The sequence below is a fragment of the Flavobacterium sp. 28YEA47A genome, from assembly GCF_041262125.1.
In the GTDB taxonomy this organism is placed as follows: Bacteria; Bacteroidota; Bacteroidia; order Flavobacteriales; family Flavobacteriaceae; genus Flavobacterium.
In genome coordinates this window covers 45,978-63,163 of the sequence record NZ_JBGCCI010000010.1, presented here as the reverse complement: position 1 = coordinate 63,163, position 17,186 = coordinate 45,978, and the positions used below count along the sequence as shown (strand labels likewise).

The 17,186-nt window shown below is 33.8% G+C and carries 22 protein-coding genes; 7 read left to right on the top strand and 15 right to left on the bottom strand.

Translation table 11 applies throughout. The features are described 5' to 3' along the window. Positions 1–230: 230 nt before the first annotated feature. A complete protein-coding gene (locus tag ABH942_RS14535; RefSeq protein ID WP_370033205.1) occupies positions 231–1,358 on the bottom strand; it encodes a hypothetical protein in 1,128 nt (375 codons plus the stop codon). A 173-nt stretch (positions 1,359–1,531) separates the two neighbouring features. Further along, positions 1,532–2,695 carry a hypothetical protein gene (locus ABH942_RS14530; RefSeq protein ID WP_370033203.1) on the bottom strand — a complete coding sequence of 388 codons (1,164 nt, stop codon included), beginning with the start codon at positions 2,693–2,695 and terminating at the stop codon, positions 1,532–1,534. Between the two features lie 210 nt (positions 2,696–2,905). Here ABH942_RS14530 and ABH942_RS14525 point away from each other — a divergent pair, with 210 nt between their 5' ends. The 3 genes from ABH942_RS14525 (at position 2,906) to ABH942_RS14515 (ending at position 4,654) form a co-directional block, all read left to right on the top strand. Continuing rightward, positions 2,906–3,631, top strand: coding sequence for a response regulator transcription factor (locus tag ABH942_RS14525; protein ID WP_370033201.1), 726 nt, complete (start codon positions 2,906–2,908; stop codon positions 3,629–3,631). A gap of 200 nt (positions 3,632–3,831) precedes the next feature. Next, positions 3,832–4,083, top strand: coding sequence for a type II toxin-antitoxin system HigB family toxin (locus ABH942_RS14520; RefSeq protein ID WP_370033267.1), 252 nt, complete (start codon positions 3,832–3,834; stop codon positions 4,081–4,083). A 4-nt stretch (positions 4,084–4,087) separates the two neighbouring features. Continuing rightward, positions 4,088–4,654: a transcriptional regulator gene (locus ABH942_RS14515; protein ID WP_370033199.1), complete on the top strand. Its 567-nt coding sequence runs from the start codon at positions 4,088–4,090 to the stop codon at positions 4,652–4,654. 70 nt (positions 4,655–4,724) lie between these two features. Here ABH942_RS14515 and ABH942_RS14510 read toward each other — a convergent pair whose 3' ends face one another. The 7 genes from ABH942_RS14510 to ABH942_RS14480 all read right to left on the bottom strand — a co-directional run bounded on the left by ABH942_RS14510 (position 4,725) and on the right by ABH942_RS14480 (position 9,324). Next, positions 4,725–5,117: a VOC family protein gene (locus ABH942_RS14510; RefSeq protein WP_370033197.1), complete on the bottom strand. Its 393-nt coding sequence runs from the start codon at positions 5,115–5,117 to the stop codon at positions 4,725–4,727. A gap of 37 nt (positions 5,118–5,154) precedes the next feature. Then, a complete protein-coding gene (locus ABH942_RS14505) occupies positions 5,155–5,667 on the bottom strand; it encodes a hypothetical protein (RefSeq protein WP_370033195.1) in 513 nt (170 codons plus the stop codon). Positions 5,668–5,671: 4 nt separating this feature from the next. After that, a complete protein-coding gene (locus ABH942_RS14500; RefSeq protein ID WP_370033193.1) occupies positions 5,672–7,081 on the bottom strand; it encodes a S41 family peptidase in 1,410 nt (469 codons plus the stop codon). 102 nt (positions 7,082–7,183) lie between these two features. Further along, positions 7,184–7,381, bottom strand: coding sequence for a hypothetical protein (locus ABH942_RS14495; protein WP_370033191.1), 198 nt, complete (start codon positions 7,379–7,381; stop codon positions 7,184–7,186). Between the two features lie 98 nt (positions 7,382–7,479). Next, positions 7,480–8,184, bottom strand: a complete 705-nt coding sequence (locus ABH942_RS14490; RefSeq protein ID WP_370033189.1) for a hypothetical protein — start codon at positions 8,182–8,184, stop codon at positions 7,480–7,482. A 299-nt stretch (positions 8,185–8,483) separates the two neighbouring features. Then, on the bottom strand, positions 8,484–8,780 hold the full coding sequence (locus tag ABH942_RS14485) for a Bor family protein (RefSeq protein ID WP_370033187.1): 297 nt from the start codon (positions 8,778–8,780) through the stop codon (positions 8,484–8,486). Between the two features lie 187 nt (positions 8,781–8,967). After that, a complete protein-coding gene (locus ABH942_RS14480) occupies positions 8,968–9,324 on the bottom strand; it encodes a winged helix-turn-helix transcriptional regulator (RefSeq protein WP_370033185.1) in 357 nt (118 codons plus the stop codon). A 96-nt stretch (positions 9,325–9,420) separates the two neighbouring features. Here ABH942_RS14480 and ABH942_RS14475 point away from each other — a divergent pair, with 96 nt between their 5' ends. Beyond that, positions 9,421–9,789, top strand: coding sequence for a DoxX family protein (locus tag ABH942_RS14475; RefSeq protein WP_370033183.1), 369 nt, complete (start codon positions 9,421–9,423; stop codon positions 9,787–9,789). 67 nt (positions 9,790–9,856) lie between these two features. On the opposite strand, the gene ABH942_RS14470 is transcribed toward ABH942_RS14475, so the two are convergent. The 3 genes from ABH942_RS14470 to ABH942_RS14460 form a co-directional block, all read right to left on the bottom strand. Continuing rightward, positions 9,857–10,417: a hypothetical protein gene (locus ABH942_RS14470; protein ID WP_370033181.1), complete on the bottom strand. Its 561-nt coding sequence runs from the start codon at positions 10,415–10,417 to the stop codon at positions 9,857–9,859. Between the two features lie 30 nt (positions 10,418–10,447). Continuing rightward, positions 10,448–11,305 carry a phosphatase PAP2 family protein gene (locus ABH942_RS14465; protein WP_370033179.1) on the bottom strand — a complete coding sequence of 286 codons (858 nt, stop codon included), beginning with the start codon at positions 11,303–11,305 and terminating at the stop codon, positions 10,448–10,450. Between the two features lie 434 nt (positions 11,306–11,739). Continuing rightward, positions 11,740–12,675, bottom strand: a complete 936-nt coding sequence (locus ABH942_RS14460) for a hypothetical protein (protein WP_370033177.1) — start codon at positions 12,673–12,675, stop codon at positions 11,740–11,742. A 264-nt stretch (positions 12,676–12,939) separates the two neighbouring features. Between ABH942_RS14460 and ABH942_RS14455 the strand changes: the two genes are divergently transcribed. Next, positions 12,940–13,896, top strand: a complete 957-nt coding sequence (locus ABH942_RS14455; RefSeq protein WP_370033175.1) for a DUF4421 family protein — start codon at positions 12,940–12,942, stop codon at positions 13,894–13,896. Positions 13,897–13,974: 78 nt separating this feature from the next. Beyond that, entirely contained in the window at positions 13,975–14,379 is a 405-nt protein-coding gene (locus tag ABH942_RS14450) for a hypothetical protein (RefSeq protein ID WP_370033173.1), read from the top strand. Between the two features lie 140 nt (positions 14,380–14,519). Here the strand turns inward: ABH942_RS14450 and ABH942_RS14445 are convergent, their stop codons facing one another. The 3 genes from ABH942_RS14445 to ABH942_RS14435 all read right to left on the bottom strand — a co-directional run bounded on the left by ABH942_RS14445 (position 14,520) and on the right by ABH942_RS14435 (position 16,698). After that, complete coding sequence (locus tag ABH942_RS14445) at positions 14,520–15,737, bottom strand: MFS transporter (protein ID WP_370033171.1); 1,218 nt, start codon at positions 15,735–15,737, stop codon at positions 14,520–14,522. Positions 15,738–15,800: 63 nt separating this feature from the next. Beyond that, positions 15,801–16,082 (bottom strand): ArsR/SmtB family transcription factor, encoded by a 282-nt coding sequence (locus tag ABH942_RS14440; RefSeq protein WP_370033169.1) that lies wholly within the window; start codon positions 16,080–16,082, stop codon positions 15,801–15,803. 151 nt (positions 16,083–16,233) lie between these two features. Further along, positions 16,234–16,698 carry an Lrp/AsnC family transcriptional regulator gene (locus ABH942_RS14435; protein WP_370033167.1) on the bottom strand — a complete coding sequence of 155 codons (465 nt, stop codon included), beginning with the start codon at positions 16,696–16,698 and terminating at the stop codon, positions 16,234–16,236. Positions 16,699–16,887: 189 nt separating this feature from the next. On the opposite strand from ABH942_RS14435, the gene ABH942_RS14430 reads away from it, so the two are divergent. Then, the gene (locus ABH942_RS14430) at positions 16,888–17,067 is read left to right on the top strand and encodes a hypothetical protein (RefSeq protein WP_370033165.1); all 180 of its coding nucleotides are present in this window, start codon (positions 16,888–16,890) and stop codon (positions 17,065–17,067) included. Positions 17,068–17,186: the final 119 nt, after the last annotated feature.

The following is a 17,186-nucleotide window of genomic DNA, read 5'->3' as shown; positions in this document are numbered from 1 at the left end:
TCTATCGTCTTATTTTCTTTATCCCATAAATAATCAATATAAAAGTGTAAAACGATTTTTGAAAAAGTTACTTTTAAAGAAAATTTTATTTTTTCATTTTGAAAATATTTTTATACAGATAAGTCCCAATTCCTCCACCTATAAAAGATGAAATTATCACGATTACTATATCGCCAATTGAATACATAATTATTAAAAATTTAGACTATTATATTTCAGGGCTTTTTTATTTAAAAATTAGCCATATCATAAAAATCTTTGTTTACACTTAAAGGTCCTCTTTTATGATAACTAAATAGTTTGTTATCTTGGAATGTAAAATTTCGTGGAACCCCAATAATAGGAATATTGGCTGTATTTACTGTTTTAACAGTTACTTGACGTCTTTTTCTTTCTTTATAGAGATGGATAGAGCGTTCTTGAATGCAATTAATATATGCTAAACCTGAAGCATTCCGATTTTGTCCATTAATTCCCACAGCTATCAATAGTCTTGCCCGTTTCCATACCCCATTTATCTTTTTATAACCTATAGTTTTAGATATAATTTTACTTGGAGTAAACCAAGTAGCCTGTGTTACTTCACTGGTTCTTTTAAATCTATAAATGCCTGAAAATTCATAAACGTTTTGTGACACACTACTTGCACAATTATATGCACTTACTCTCCCAGGATTAACAACCACTACATTAGGGTTATTAGATGGAATTTTTCCTTGGCTTACTTGAGAAATCGCATCCCTATCATTATTGAGAACTTCAATCCTATTTCCTTTGTCATCCAGAAATTTGTAATAGACATAACCTTTTTTCTCATCACCAATAATAACTTCAGCGTTAGCGCTTAATAAAGTTCTTTCAGCAGGATCTCCAATAAAATGATTATCCGGATCTGTAGTGGCGTCCCAATCCCTATCGCCTTGTCTGTTCAGCCAAGCTGTTTCCAATCTTTCAATTTTACGTCTTAAAGAGCAAAAGGCCAAATCTTCCTCAAACCTACGCAATGTATTATTTTCATCAAAACCTACTGCATCGGCTAAAGCATTATATCGGTCTTCAGATATATTATTTGGAACATTTGAGTCGAATGCATCGCACTCTCTCTCAACCATCTGATCTAACCTGTCGATTGTTTCCCAATAGTGATTCCAGCTTGGAAAAATTAAGATGTTGTTTTCACAATTGACATCGTTATTAATCCGTGCTGATTGAATATAACTAAACATTGAACTTTGTCTCTGTCTCAGCGTTAATGAATTATCATTACTTGCATTTTGTTCCTGTGGCAGGTCTGCTCTTTCACAAGAAATAAGCATTAACCCAGTTAGGATTGATAAGTTTAAAATAATTTTCTTCATAAATTGTTTAATTAATTTTAGATAAAATTATCCGTAAAAAAGCTAACAATCGCTACACAAAAAGGTGGAATTTGCTTTCAAAACTAAATTCCATTCTTTTGTGTAGTACACTGGATTAACAAATATTAAGAGTAAAATAAAAAAGACGCCTAAAACGACGTCTTTCTTTGAATTTAATTATCTGGCATATCATAATAATCTTTGTTTATAATTAAATTTCCTCTTTTATGATAGCTAAATAATTTATTATCCTGTAATGAAAAATTATAAGTTTGTCCTAAAATAGAAATATTATTAACACTTTTTGCAACTACTCTTACTTTACGTTTTCTTTTTTCTTTAAAACGATGAGGGTTATTTTCTCCAATACAATCTATATATGCTGAACCTGGAACATTCCGAGTTTGTCCATTAATTCCGGCGGCTATCCATAGTCTTGCTCGTGTCCAACCTCCATTTCTTTTCTTTTTATAACCATTAGTTTTAGAAACAATTCTACTTGCAACAATACTTGTGCAAGAATTATTTGAACATATTGTCCCCCAGGATTTCCTCACCTTACTGGTTCTTTTTAATCTGTTAGCACCGGAAATTTCATAAGCATATTCTGTAACTCTATCTTTACATTTATTGGAATCACTTTCTTTGTCCGGACGAACAACCACAACATTTGGGTTCCCTGTTGGGATTCTTCCAAGACTCACCTGAGAAATCGCATCCCTATCATTATTGAGAACTTCAACACGGCTTCCTTCATCATCCAAAAATTTATAATACACATAACCTCTTCTCTCATCACCAACAATAACTTCAGCATTAGTACTTAATAAACTCCTTTCAGCCAGGTCATCAATAAAATGGTTATCCGGATCTGAATTAGCATCCCATTCCCTATCATCTTGACGATCCAGCCAAGCTGTTTCCAACGATTCAATTTTACTTCTTAACGAACAAAAGGCCAAGTCTGATTCAAATCTGCGCAATACGTTATCTTCATCAAAACCTGCTGCGTCAGCTAGGATATCATATCGTTCTTCAGATATATTATTTGGAACATTTGAATCAAATGCATCATACTCCCTCTCAACCATCTGATCTAACCTATCAATTGTTTCCCAATAGTGATTCCAGCTTGGGAAAATTAAGATGTTGTTTTCACAATTAACATTGTTGCCAATCCGTGTTGATTGAATGTAGTTAAACATTGAACTCCGTCTCTGTCTCTGCATTAATGAATTATCATTATTTGCATTTTGTTCCTGCGGCAAATCTGCTTTTTCACAAGAAATAGCCATTAACCCAGTTAGGATTGATAGGTTTAAAATAATTTTCTTCATAAATTGTTTAATTAATTTGGATAAAATTATTCGTAAAACGGTTAATAGCCGCTACACAAAAAGGCAGAATTTACTTTCAAACTTAAATTCCACCCTTTTGTGTAGTTAATTGAATTCCATATAATTAAAACTATTCTCTATTTTTGTAAAAAGCCCATACAAAACTCTCTACTCAGATAGTAGAATATATATGCACTTAACTTTTAAGCCATGCAAAACTCAAATACTAAACATTCAGAACAGCCTTCGCAAACGGCTTATATTGAAATAGCAAAAGCTTTCGATAAGCTTACCTATAAAAGCATTTATATATTTGACTCTATTCAAAAAAAAATTGAATACATATCGAATCATCGCTTTTTCTTGCATAACCTCACATCGGATGAGATTATAGGAATGGGAGAACCGCTTTTTTCTACTTTCATCAAAGCGGAAGATCAGGCCATCGTAAACCAGGCCAATAAAGCCGGCACTGCATTTTATGCTACTTTGCCTGAATCTGAACGCAAAAGCTATACACTGGCATACAATTTCCATCTGGTTGACGAAAACCAAAATACATTGCTTGTTAACCATAGGCTTACGCCATTATTGTTAAGCAATGAAGGTCAAATCTGGAAAACTCTGGGTATGATCTCATTGGCAACAAGCAATTTGCCGGGAAATATCACGCTCACCAAAGATGGTGACAATACCATTTTGAAATATAATATCGAAACAGATGAATGGGTACACTATAGCAAAATAGCACTTACTGAAAGAGAAATCCAAATTCTTCGCTTTTACGCACAAGGGCTTACTATCAATGAAATTGCCTCCGTCCTAAACCTGTCTGCCGATACGATTAAATTTCATCGCAGAAACCTGCTTCAAAAGATGGAAGTAAACAATATCAACAAAGCACTTGCTTATGCAACAGCTTGTAAGCTGATATAATTTTTGCTGTCGTTGTAAGATGTTTATTAGTGTCTTTGGTCAATTCAATAAAAAACAACAAAAAGTTCGGTTTTTATCAGAACTTGTTTTTATATTTGTAAAGTCATTCAAATGAGAATAACAGGAATAAAAATACTTCGGAAGCTCCAAAAGAAAAACATAGGAAATCAAAAGCTATGTAATGAAATTGATAAGTTGCTATCAGATCTCAAAACGTTCGTCCCTTAAAACAACAGATTCACGAAGTAAGGAATGATGCGGACAAAGTACATGGTGAAGGATTCTACTTTTTCAATATCAACATACACCGAACCTTGATACTTATAGAATTAGATGACGAAGGTGAAGCTACCATTGTATGGGCAGGTACACACGCTGAATATGAAACCACATTCAAAAATAATAAGTCGACCGTTGAAAAATGGCTAAGAAGCAAAGGTTATATAGATTAGTAGTATGAAAACACATTTTGATATAGAAAAACTCATTGAAATAGGATCAATTACCAACGAATTAGATTACGAAAGAGCCCTTATAGCCGATAGAAACCTTCGATTACTTGCAAAAGATAACGATCATTTAAAAAAATTAAGATCTAAACTTCGTGACCTTATAGAACAGTATGAAAATACTGAGTGGAACAATGTTAGCCAGATAAATGACGAAAAGATCTTAGAAAGCGATAAGGTCGAGCGATTGGCAGAATTCGAAAGAATCTTTATTCAGAACAGAAAAAATGCGATTAGAATAAAACTCCAAGAACTTGGTTTGAATCAGGAACATCTTGCCACTCTTCTAGGGCATAGAAGCAAGACTCATATGTCAGAACTCATTAATGGCATCAAACCATTTACTCTCAAAGATTTAATCATTATCAATCGTTTACTAAAAATCAATATTGAGATATTGATCCCACCTTTCCTTTCCGATAAAGATGAAATAAAAATAAAAGAAGCCGTTACGAAAATAGACAAACCTGAATTGAAATTGGCAATGGACGATTTAGTTATATTCGTTCCATAATTCAAATCATCATCGAAAATCCACAATACTTTACCAGCCAAATAAAGGGATTATTGGCTCTTAAAAAACATCAGCCCATTGGCGTACAGATTTCAATTAAAAAACCATCAAGGTCTCTTATATAGGCAACGATTTGTCCCCACGGTTTTGTTTTTGGGTTTTCAACAAGTGTCGCACCTGCTTTTAGGGCTGTTGAAACAGTCTCTTCTACATTTTCTGTTGTAAAACCGATTTCAATTCCAAATGGTTTGCCTGCTAAATTGCTTTCTATAAAACCATCTTTCAAATTTGATTTTGCTAATACTATTGAGGCAAACGAAAGTGTTGTTTCTCCTACTAAAAGTTCACCATAGTCATTTCCGGGTGAAACAAATTTTCTTGTAAAACCAAATGCATTTTCGTAAAACGTAATAGCTTTAGTTACGTCCTGAACATATAGAATGGTGTAAGCAAATTTTATCATTATCGATTGTTCTTATTTGTTATTCTCTAAGTTTATATTATTGCTTTAATTGGCCTATTCTTTCCAAAACTTCGGTCAATTCATCGGGTTTATTAGTTCCGATGAGCAGTTTTTTATTATCAATAAATTCAAGCTGTAGCCCCTTATCTCCCGAAACATTAAAGGCTTTTCCTTTTCCTAAAAACCCATAACGCAAGCCCCAGCCACCATATTCAGCAATTGGAGAATATTGCCTAACAAAGGATTTTGTCAATTTTTCCCACGCATAATATCTAAATTTTAAATGGAAAGGAAAAAAACGAACATAAATCCCGTCCTTCTTAATAAGGGTATCTAATCGAAAGTTTACAAATAAAATAGTCAGGAGAATAGTCAATCCTGCAGTTATCAAAAGTCCTATATCACTCATGGGCTTATCGCCAAATTGCTGCCCGCTAACCACTTGTTTAAACACACCAACTAAAAAGAGCCCGTTAATCCCTAACAGGATTAGCCAAAGCCACCATTGTTTGAATCTTTGTCTTTCTGTAAATAGAATTTCGTTGGCCATCGTTTTATTTGCTGTTTAATGTTTCATCAACAAATTGTATCCAATTGTATTCTGATATAGAGTTATCAATAAAATAATCGGGCTGCAAACCTATATCGTCAATTGCAAAATCCGGAATTCTATAACTTCTTGACAGGCCATAGTACAATTCAAAATCTTTACATGGTGATTCAATAATATTGACATTAGAAATATCAAGCATCCCATGAGTGGTCTTTCCGTATAGTTTTACCTTCTTACTTTGTTTTGCAGTCAGCAAAAACTGCTCGGTCGTACTTCCGTTTTTTTCGTTAATAATAATACCTACGTTTTCCGGATATCTTGTTATTTCTTTCTGTGTCTGTATAAAAACATCTTTGTCAAATATATTTACAAATTTCCCTAAAGATGCATTCAGCGTCTCATAATATTTTTTGAAACTTTCCTGAGATTCTTTATCAAAGTCAGGGTTTTGTGAAAGTTCCAACATTCTTTGATTATTAAGAGGCGTAGAATAAAACAAGGTACCTACTGTTCTTATCGGATTTGTATATAAAAATGGTATCAATGCACTATAACTCGCATCACTTCCTCCAGGATTATTACGAACATCAATAATCAAATTTTTTGTTGCTAAAATTATGTCCCTGTTTTTTGCAATTATACTGTCAATATGTTTCTTTTCAGAAATTTCAAAATCCGGTATTCTTAAATAGGCGGTATTATCATTTAATTTTTCAAATACCGGTTTTGTTGTACTCAATCGTTGAATTTCCTTCAAAAGAACAGCATCTTCCTTAAGTTGTGGATACGTTTTTTGTAAAATCGTATTATCAAATTTTAGATATGTATTTCCAATAGCAGTAATTTTACTTATCGTTTGTGGAGATTTGTTCCCTAAATAAAGAGTTCCGTTATTTTCAGTAAAAACAGTTTTTACATCGCCAACTTTCCAATTTTTATTTGTGGATGAAAGGATAGTCCCCACATATTCGTTGTTTCTTTGTTTTATAGCAATAACATAACTTCCAAAACTCCAAATACCTTCATATTTGTTTGATGTTTTCTTCTTGTCTATATATTTTTTAAAATCTTTCTCATTAATCGGAAGATTTTCAACAGTAAAATTAGTTTCCTGAGCAGGTTCTTTCAAATATTTAATTCCTATATGCCCGTCCCGAAAAAACCTTACCCATTTATCTATCACTATCGCGCATTCTTTATCATTTGGAAGCTGTTTTGCCTTTTCTAAATACATTTTGCTGTGCAGCTCATAAGCATCTCTCCCCTTTTTACTGATAATGTATTCAAAACCTGCATCATTTTCTTCAAATGTTTTTTTTACCCAATTAAAGTTGCTTTCGCAATCGCAGTTTTGGGCATAACTAAAAGTTGAAAAAGTTAATAGTAGAAAGGGTAAAATTTTTCTTCTCATTATGTAGTATGTAGTTTTTTATGTTTTGTATTTATTACAATATTTTACATGACTCCGCCAGGTACAACCTTGCAGTAACACCTGAGAAATTCTTAATTATTACTATTTTTTATTTTTCTGGTTGTTCTTGTAGTTTCTCACCAGGATATTAATTGATAATATAAAGGTAATACCATAAATAAAAGCCAATCCTGTATGTTCAAATTTTAGGGTTTTAAAATCGAACTGCTTGAATAAAACACTTCCTAAAATGATTGCTATAATACCAAAAATAAACGATGACGCTTTGTTATTTTCCATGATTTTCAAGGCTTTAAAAATGCTGATAAGTACTCTAATTTCGTATGTAATATATGACTTTTATGCTACTTTTTATCTGCTGTTTGAATATTCATTTTTTATTTTAATAATTGCCTGATGGATGCCAAATGTCCAAATAATACAATAGGGACAATAAAAGTGGGCAACCAATTAAAGGGGAAATTTAGAATTGCAATATTGGGCTGGTCAAAAGCAAATTTTTGTATTGGAGACGGAGTTGAAAATAGGGCATTTACAACAATATTTATTAAAAGTCCGAGGCTGATAAAATTCCAAAGCAATATTCCTTTTCGTCCTATCCTGTGTTTTGTAAAACCAAAATAGGCAATAAAAGGTGCCGTGATTCCAGCAAAAATATCAAGGTTTCGTCCTTCAAAAGTCATAAGTTCCGGTATTGTTTTGTAAAGAAAAAGCCAAAACAAAACAATTTCAACAGGTATTCTAACACTATGCAAATAGGTCAAATTTTTGAGCGGTAAACTGTCAATAAATTGCCTGCCTTTTAAAGTTGAAAATAAGGCAATGATTGTCAGAATTGCCGGAAATATTCCCATCAACATAATTTTTGGAGGAAATGAATCCATATCTGAATTGTATGTATTTTCTATAGCCAAAATGGCCTGAATTGTCAACCAAATTGTTAAGCTCGCAAAAATAGGAATTGCTTTTTTTCGGGTGTGTTCCTGATTTGAATTTCTGATTGTCCATACAAAAAGCAGTAAGGTTGCCAATGCTGTCAGTCCAAAAGTTAAAGATATGTATGTAGGCAAATTATCTATCATATTAACTATCAACTATTATCTATGATTGACTCTTCTTTCTATATATTTTGATACCTAACCAACCAGTAATGCTGATAATTAATAGTAATATAATTATCAAACCTATCAAATATCCAAAACCATAATCTGTAAGGCGATCATAGTCATATATAAATATTCTTCCAATAGTATAGGTCAAGATTAATCCTATTATCAATAGAAGTAAAAAAAGTATTTTTCTCATCATTATTAGTTTTTTTATTTTAAAAAATCCGCAGAGAGCGGAACTATTTCATACCGCTCTCTGTCAGAATTTAACCTTATTTTTGAACTGTTGTGGTTGTTGGTGTATAGATACCTAAAGTCAAACCAGCAAGTAGACCGTTAACAAATGAGTGCTTTGTAGTAACAGTGTAATCAGTTGCTCCTTCAGCCATTGCTTTAGCATCTGAAACACCAACTGGAGCTAAACCATAAATTACATAATGGTTCCATTTTGAAACTTTTTGATTTCCTTTTGCTCCTTGTCCTACAACGGTAGTATAGGTATAGCATGAAGTGAATAATGTTGAGCATAGTAGTGCTCCAACTGCTAGAGTGAAAACTCTTTTTTTCATAAATTGTCTTTTTAAGTTAAATTTCCTTACTCATAAGGCTTTTCAGTAACGCCCCGTTTTTTTGAGTGGTTTCTGGTCTCCACTTAATATTTAGCTATCAGGCAATCCTTAATTCGTTTTTTCAGATTTCTGGCATTTGTCGCTTCAGTGTTATAAAACATTTATTCCTAGCAGATTAGCCACATACTTATTTTTCTAAATTATCCTCGCCCCACTTATCCATCAAATTCAATAATGGTTGGAGTGAAAATCCAAGCTCGGTCAATTCATACTCAACCTTTGGAGGTACTTGTTGATGAACAATTCTATTAACCAATCCGTCATTTTCCAATTCTTTTAGTTGTGAAATCAACATCCGTTCTGAAATCCCGACTAATCTGTTTCTTAACTCACTATACCTAAGTACTTTTTCATTCAACAGATAAGACAGTATGTTTATTTTCCATCGCCCTCCAATTAAAGACAAGGTAAATGCAATACCACAGCTGTTTTTCCAGTATGTCTCATTGATACTGTTTGTTGAAGTCTCTTTTCTCTTTTTCATACTTACTTTTTTGTTAGTACCATACAATTTTGTACGTTCTATTATTTATGAAAGTTAATTAAGAAGTTTGCAATATCAACAAAAAATTATAAAACAATGAAAACTATTTCTATCATTTATTGGCTCAGTTATGTTTATTATGTTTATGTGTTTGGATATGCTTCACTGTTTAAGGTTTTTCAGAAACAATCTATGATGCAGAGTATGCAATCTTTGGGTTTTAATACAACCTGGACAATTCTAATTGGTATAGGCGAGTTGATAGGTGTACTCCTGGTTGTAATCGGAATTTTTAAATCCCAATTGAAAAACTTAGGAATACTGCTGCTGTTTCCTTTTGCGGTTGGAGCTTTTACGGCACACATGGCACATCAGGAATACTTCCATTTTTATGATTCCTTACCCATGTGTATACTCACCTTTGTTTTACTGGCAACAGATAAAAACTTTAAGATAATACTTTAAAACTTTTCTATTTGTGATTCGTACAGTTCTCGCTTTTGCTATAAACCAGATGGCACTTCCATTTTTATCAGAAGGTGTAGCCTATCCGGAGGTGTAGATTTAGTGTTGTTTCGCTTTTATTTTCGAGATAACCTGCCTGTTTAGCAAAAATATAGCGGTATCCAACACCAATGCCTGTCTCATAATTAAAATGTTTGCCTATATTCCTCCTGATTCCCCAAGTAGGTATAATTGAAATGTCACTAATAATATTTACATCATCATTGGAAATAACAAACCAATCCGGATGATAACTCGTTTTAAGCGAAATAAAGTTTCCGCTATTTCCATCAATTCTTTTTGATTTAGCTACTCTTTTATTCAAATTGTAATACCAACGTGGTTCTACTGTTATTACAGGTGTCATTAAAAAACCTGTTTTATCATAATAATCGCCTCCCCATATTCCACTATCTAATCCTAGCTCACTTCTTAACACAATCTGATTTGACAATTTAGTTTCATTATGCGCCCAAACACCCAAAAAACCGGTCTGGATTCCAAATAATGATTTTTCAACACTTGCGGTTTGAGATTTTGCAGCCATAGTCAGGCAGCATAAGATAAAGGTGGATAAATTCTTTCTCATTTTAATTTAAGGTTTTTATGTTAATTCGTATTATGCCAAATGATTACGGCTATCCTCGGACTGCTTTTTAAGATAGGCAACAATAATTTTATACAATGTCACGGCCAGACCGGCCGCTGCGAGGTAAAACAATATCAGATTTTGGTTAATTATTCTGAATACAAGCAAAATACAGCAAATTAGAAATAGCAAAATAAAAACAGGACAGTATTTTTTATTGCAAATCCAAGCCCAGAGTTTGTATTTTCTGCTGATAAAGATACCGGCAAGTCCTGAGATATATCCTATGATGCTACCTACTATTACATCAAACGGATAATGGGCTCCTACTCCTACTCGTGTAAAAACAAGCATCAATCCTGCAACAACAATTGCTAAATACCATACGATTTTATATTTCAGGCTCTTGGGCATAAATGAAAACAACAGGACAGTAAGTACAGTAAAGACTGTAATAGAATGCCCGGAAGGCAGACTGTTGTGTCCTGTTAATTTTTTCCCGATAATGATAAAGCTATCATCACTAAATACTGCTGCAGGCCGTGGGATCGCAAATATTTTTTTTAGCAAACCGGACAATAGCAAAGAAACTAATGAACCTGAAATCAGAGATTCCCAGACTTTTGACGCATAAACGAAGAAAATACTTAAAAGTGACAAAATAACCAGGGCATCTCCTAATTGGGTAAGATTGATCAGTAGGTTCGGGTACTGCCCGAGATAGTGGTTGATAAAAAAGAAACTGTTCTTTTGAATTTGTATATAGCCTCCAACACTTAGAGCATTCTGGCTGTACAGAAACAAAGCGATCACAGCTAACAGAAACAGAGGCAGCAAGAATAGAGATGCCTTAAGCCTTGTATAATTATTAATAACATTGGTGTTCATATACCCATTTGTTTACCTGTGTACTTGCTAAATTTATTTTTAACAGATACAGAATATAGTTTGTTGGGCTTCTAAACAATTTGACATATAAATGCCAAATAACAATCTTATTATGCCTAAGGCTGATTGTTAGTCCTAACATTCAATAGAATTCCTACTATTGAATCATACCTAAATTTTTTGTGGAAGTATAACTATCTTCCTTTAGATTTTGAATATTCCAGAAAAATAGTTTGTATTATGATCCCTAAACTAAGACCAGCGTATGTGCTAAAGAAGAATAGAGAATCGCAAATAAAACATTAAATATCATAAAAAACAACAGTTTAAATGTTATTTATTTGTTATGATACGAATAATGGATACAATTTTCAACATATTAAATGTATTCAAATCACCAATTAATCTATATAATGGCATCCGAAAATTATTTATTACTCAATTTTATATACCTGATTCCCACAATCCAAAATTATTTTCTGGTTGAGAAATAATTTATTCCCAATCATTCCCTGCATTCCCGAAAGTTTCATCAAAAAGTTTTGTGCCTTTGACGTTCCTTCTATGCAGGTCACTTCTGAAAGTTGGAGCATTTTACTTCCAAATCTTATTTCTCGATCTGATGGAGCTGTTATTACTGTGAGGACTTTTCCCCATGAATTTCCTTTTTCAATTTTTACCTTATCGCTTGCCTTGTATTTTTCCCATTTATCTCTATTCATAATAAGCTCATAACCGCTTGTTCCTGAATCGTACATCAGCTTAAGATTTTCATTACCAACGATAGCAGGAATTAGTATTCTTCGCTTTTTAAATTCAAATTTGGAAAAATCACTCTCTTCCATTGTTTTGGAAAAGGAACAGCGGCTGTTTTTAAAATCGAGCGTGATAATTCTTTTTTCTAATAAATCAGTTCCAATAGTTCCAATTATATTCCGGGTATTAGGATTTTCAAAATCAATTTTACTGCCATAATCCAATACCTCAAAAACATCTGACGAAACCTTCATATCCTGAAGCGAAAAATCCAATGCAATTTTTCCTTTTTCCGAAATTACCGGAATCTTATTCGAAAATGCGGTCTTGACAGATTCCAAAGAGTTCTTATAAAATACAGTGACGGGCGAACCCAAATCCAACTGCATAAAAAATGGCTTATCAATTCCTTTAATGTGAACCGGCAAAAGAAGAGCAGCATGCGGATTTTCATCATCTCCTTCCCATTGTATTGGCACATCTTCCGAAATACCCGAAACATGAAGATAATTTTCAGGCGGCGAGAATTTTTTTTCAAAATAAAAATAACCTCCAATCAGTGATGCCACAATAAGGACAAATAGTCCCAACAAGATTTTTTTTAAAGTTTTCATTCCGATTTCTTTTTTGTGCAAGATTCGGAATACAACTCGAATTTTGCGATAAATACAGGACGTCATTATTACGACAATTTTGCGACATCACCATAAACAACTGTATTACAAAACAATACAAACACTATTCTTTTCTGATAGTGCGAGCCAAAAACTTTACATTATTATAACCGGATGTTTTCCATGCTTATTTATTTTACTACTTTTATAAAGATTTTTTCTACAATAAATAATTCTGACAGGCAATTTGCGTTTTCTACCACAATGAAACCTTATTTTCTCCTTTTCTTTTTTCTTATGACGTCTTGTGTATGGGCACAGCGCGATAGCACCTATATCAAGCCATACGAACATAAATTCTCATTACGAACCTATCTTGCCTTTAATTTTCTGTCTATGGAGCAACAGATAGGTACCGAAGAATCCAAAAAGTTCACACCTAACAATCCTCCCAATATTGGAATCGGATTTTCTATGAACAATACGATTGTAAATGTCAGCTACGGACAGGGATTTAATTTTATGAGAGACAAGGAAAAAGGGAAAACCAAAGCGCTGGATCTCCAGATACACAATTACGGAAAGAAATTCATCTTTGATGTTTTTATACAGCGATATAAGGGATTCTATACTCAAGATGAATCAGGTAATGTACTTGCCCTTTATCCTGATTTGAAAATCAGGCAATATGGTGCCTTCGGACAATATGTTTTCAATAATAAGAAGTTTTCATACAGGGCGGCTTTTAACCAAAATGAAAGGCAATTGAAGTCAGCAGGGAGTTTTCTGATTGGCGGTGGTGTTTATTTTTCAAAAATCGAATCCGATAGTTCGTTCGTTCATGAGAAAAAAAACTCATTGCATAATTTTCAATTCGGAGTAAGCGGAGGTTATGCCTATCTATGGGCCATCAATAAAAAATGGTTTGCCGGAATCTCCACAACAGTAGGAGTTAATATTGGTTCCGAAAAATTCAACACATTTGGCAAGGAAAAAATCGAAGTGTATCCAACGTTATTTCCACGTGTAGCCTTAGGATATGATACGGAAAACTGGTCTGTTGGATTTTCGTATGTCAGCAATACCATATTTTCTGCCTTTTCAGATAACGACAATGCAAATGTCAGCCTATTTTCGGGAAATTTTAAACTTTCCTATATCCGAAGGCTCGACTCTTTTGATTTCTTAAAAAAGAAGAAAAATCAAAAGACTCAGGATTAAATAATTACTTACAAAAAACTTCTTTTCTCTTCCTATTTTATTAATTTGGTTGCTTGCTAACATTTTAATAAAAATTCTATGAAAAACATTTTTAGAGTATCATTCAGCTTAATTGTCCTTTTTACAGTCATTAGCTGTTCCAAAAAGGCAACAGGTCCGGGACTTGACGGAACATGGGAGCTTAGGCATATTGCAGGAATACAAGTTGCGGGAGTAAATCCTGATTTCAAAGCCGGCAATGGTAATTATTTCAAATTCGACGGACAGAATTTTGAAAAATACAACGATGGTAAAAAGACAGACAGCGGCAGTTTTTCTATTACTCCGGAAGAAAATGTACCTGTCAATGACAAAAAAGCCAATTATAGCATCACATTTAATAATGGAGAAAAGATGTATGTTCTCTTATCTGACAAAACAATGGTTCTTTTTAACGGAATTATCGCTGCAGACGGAACAGAATCTACTTACGAAAAACAATAAACAGAAAAAGGCCTCTTGAGAGGCCTTTTCTATTGGTAATTGTCAAAAACTTTATACCAAAATACATTCTAAAAACTTTACGGCTTAGCGTCTTTGCGAGCAACTATTCTCTCGCAAAGACGCTAAGCCGCAAAGAAAAATTATTCGCAAGAAACCACCTTAACCGGTTCAGCTTCTTCTTCTATCAATTCTTCTACCTCTATTGCTCCTTCTACAACCTTACGCTTCTTTTCTAACGTAATAAAAGTAAAACCAAAAGCCAGCAATAGCAAAGGAACACTCAACCAAATAACTTCATGAACGCCATAGTGTGCTATGACAAAACCTCCAAGCAAAGTTCCCAAGGTGATACCCGCATTAAAGAAAGAAGGCATCAGTCCGTTTACACTTTCAAGTGCCTGTTCAGGAACACCGTTTATGATATGGATATTGGCCGCTAGAAAACCTCCTGTGTGTATGAATCCCCATACTGAAAGAATAATAACCATAGGAACAAAAGCGCCTCCAAATTGATAGGCCAATAAATGGATTCCAATCAGGGAAAGCAAAAACAATCGGTTGGTCAGCATTACATTTTTACTGAGCGCAATTCCCATAAGCCAGTTCCCAACAATACCAGTAATACCAAAAACCAACAGCATGATACTAATTTCTGTCCCGTTCATGTGCGAAATCTTATCCAAAAATTCAGCCAGATAGCCATAAGTTGCAAACATTCCTGCTACTATAATTAGCGACGTGAAAAGCTTAAACCATACCTGCGGCTTGTCTAATACTTTTACCTGATTTTCCGCAGATGGCTTCTCCTCTACTGGCATTGAAGGCACAAAAATGGCCAAAGCAGCAAAAGCAACAAGATTAATGATTCCGGCCAGAATAAAGGAAGCTCTCCAATCAAACAGATCAGCCATATACGTTGTGATAGGCACACCTAAAACAGTCGCCACACTCAAACCTGCCATAACAACCGAAATTGCTTTTGGAGCATCTTTAGGCCCAGCTTGTTTGGCTGCCGCCGACATGGATACCGCCCAAAAAACCGGGTGTAAAAAAGCCGGTACTATACGGGCAATCATCAGCATCGTAAAATTGGGAGCAATAGCCGAAAGCAGATTCGAGAGTACGAAAGTTGCCAAAACAGCACACATAATTGTCTTGCGGTTTATCTTCGCAGTAAGCATGGTCGTAAAAGGACCGGCAACCGCAACGGTCAAAGCAAAAGCGCTTAACAGCCAGCCAGCCGTATCGATTGAAACTTGAAATTCTTTAGCCAACGTAGGCAAAATACCTATAACTCCAAATTCTGTGGTAATGATACCGAAGGCTCCCAAAGCCATTATATAGATTGACTTATTCATTAATTCAAATATTTAAATGTTTCTATTAATAATAAAGGTTAAAAAAATTGCGGACAAGTAAAGCTAACCTTTCAGGTTATTCAGGCAAGCTATATAATCGTCAAGCACTTTCTGGTTGAGCGAATATTTTAGGTTTCTTCCTTCTTTTTCAGGAATAAGAAGATCGGCATCTACCAATTGTTTGAGGTGATGGGAAACAGAAGGCTGCGTAAGATCGAGCATATCATTAACCTCAGCGCAATAAACACCATCGTGCTTTTTTTTGAATTGCTGCAAAATAGCAATCCGGCTTACATCGCTTAAGGCTTTGGATATTTTCTCTATTTTTTTGTTATCCATCATCATAATTATGATAAAGATTTATCTGGTAAATCCATTGCAAAATTACAAAACATATCGAAACATATAAATATATTCATGGATAAATCTGATTTTAATATCAATATTTTTTATTCTTTAGTACCAAGGCCATGAAAAATAAGGCTTCTTCCCTATTTTACAGGCAGTTGATTACTGAACTTTCTTTGATGCTCCTGATTACAAAAGCACTTTTGATATTGGAAATAATTTCTAGCTTGGAGATTTTGTGTACGGCAAAATTTTGATAATCTTCCATATCATCCAGCAAAAGTTTTAATAAAAAGTCATAGGTTCCTGCTATATAAGAGGCTTCCAAAACCTCATCGAGTCCTAAAACATAATCTTCAAATTCTTCAAAAAGCGATTCCTGATGCCTCACGAGAGTTACCTGGCAATAGACCAGCAATTTTTTCCCCAAGGCTTTTGGGTCAATTACTGCCGCATAATTCTGGATGACACCCGATGATTCCAGCTTTTTAATTCTTTCATGAACCGGCGTAATGGACAAGTTTACTTTCTCTGCCAGCTGTTTTATCGATTGTTTTGCGTCTTTTTGAAGCTCCAACAGCAATTTTCTATCGGTTGCGTCTAGTGTTGTCATAGTATGATTTTCTGTTTTAGATAAAATGCTCATTACAAAACTACAAAAACATACTGTGAAAATTAACTTAAAAAGAAAAATATACTGATTTTAATATATTTTACAGAATTAAACTATTTAATTAAATAAATTTGCCACAGAAATATGGACTAAGAATTTGATGCTACATCAAATATTAAAATCTAAAAAATGAATCAGCTTACAAACATCAGTGAAAACACTTTTTCAAAATCTAAAAACTTTTTTGGCTTTTTAGACAGTATGATGCTATGTAAAAGTTGTTGCCATAGCGCCACAACCTCCTGTACAAATTCTACTTCAATGTATGGCAATACATCAATGAGCTATTGGTGTATGGACATCTCATAAAATCGTAAGACCTCAACTTTGTATAAAACAAAGGAGGCTTGTGTGAGCCTCCTTTTTTTGTGCCGTTTTTTATAGCAGCTAAAAAACGATACGTGTATGTGTATGCTGCTAAAATTAAT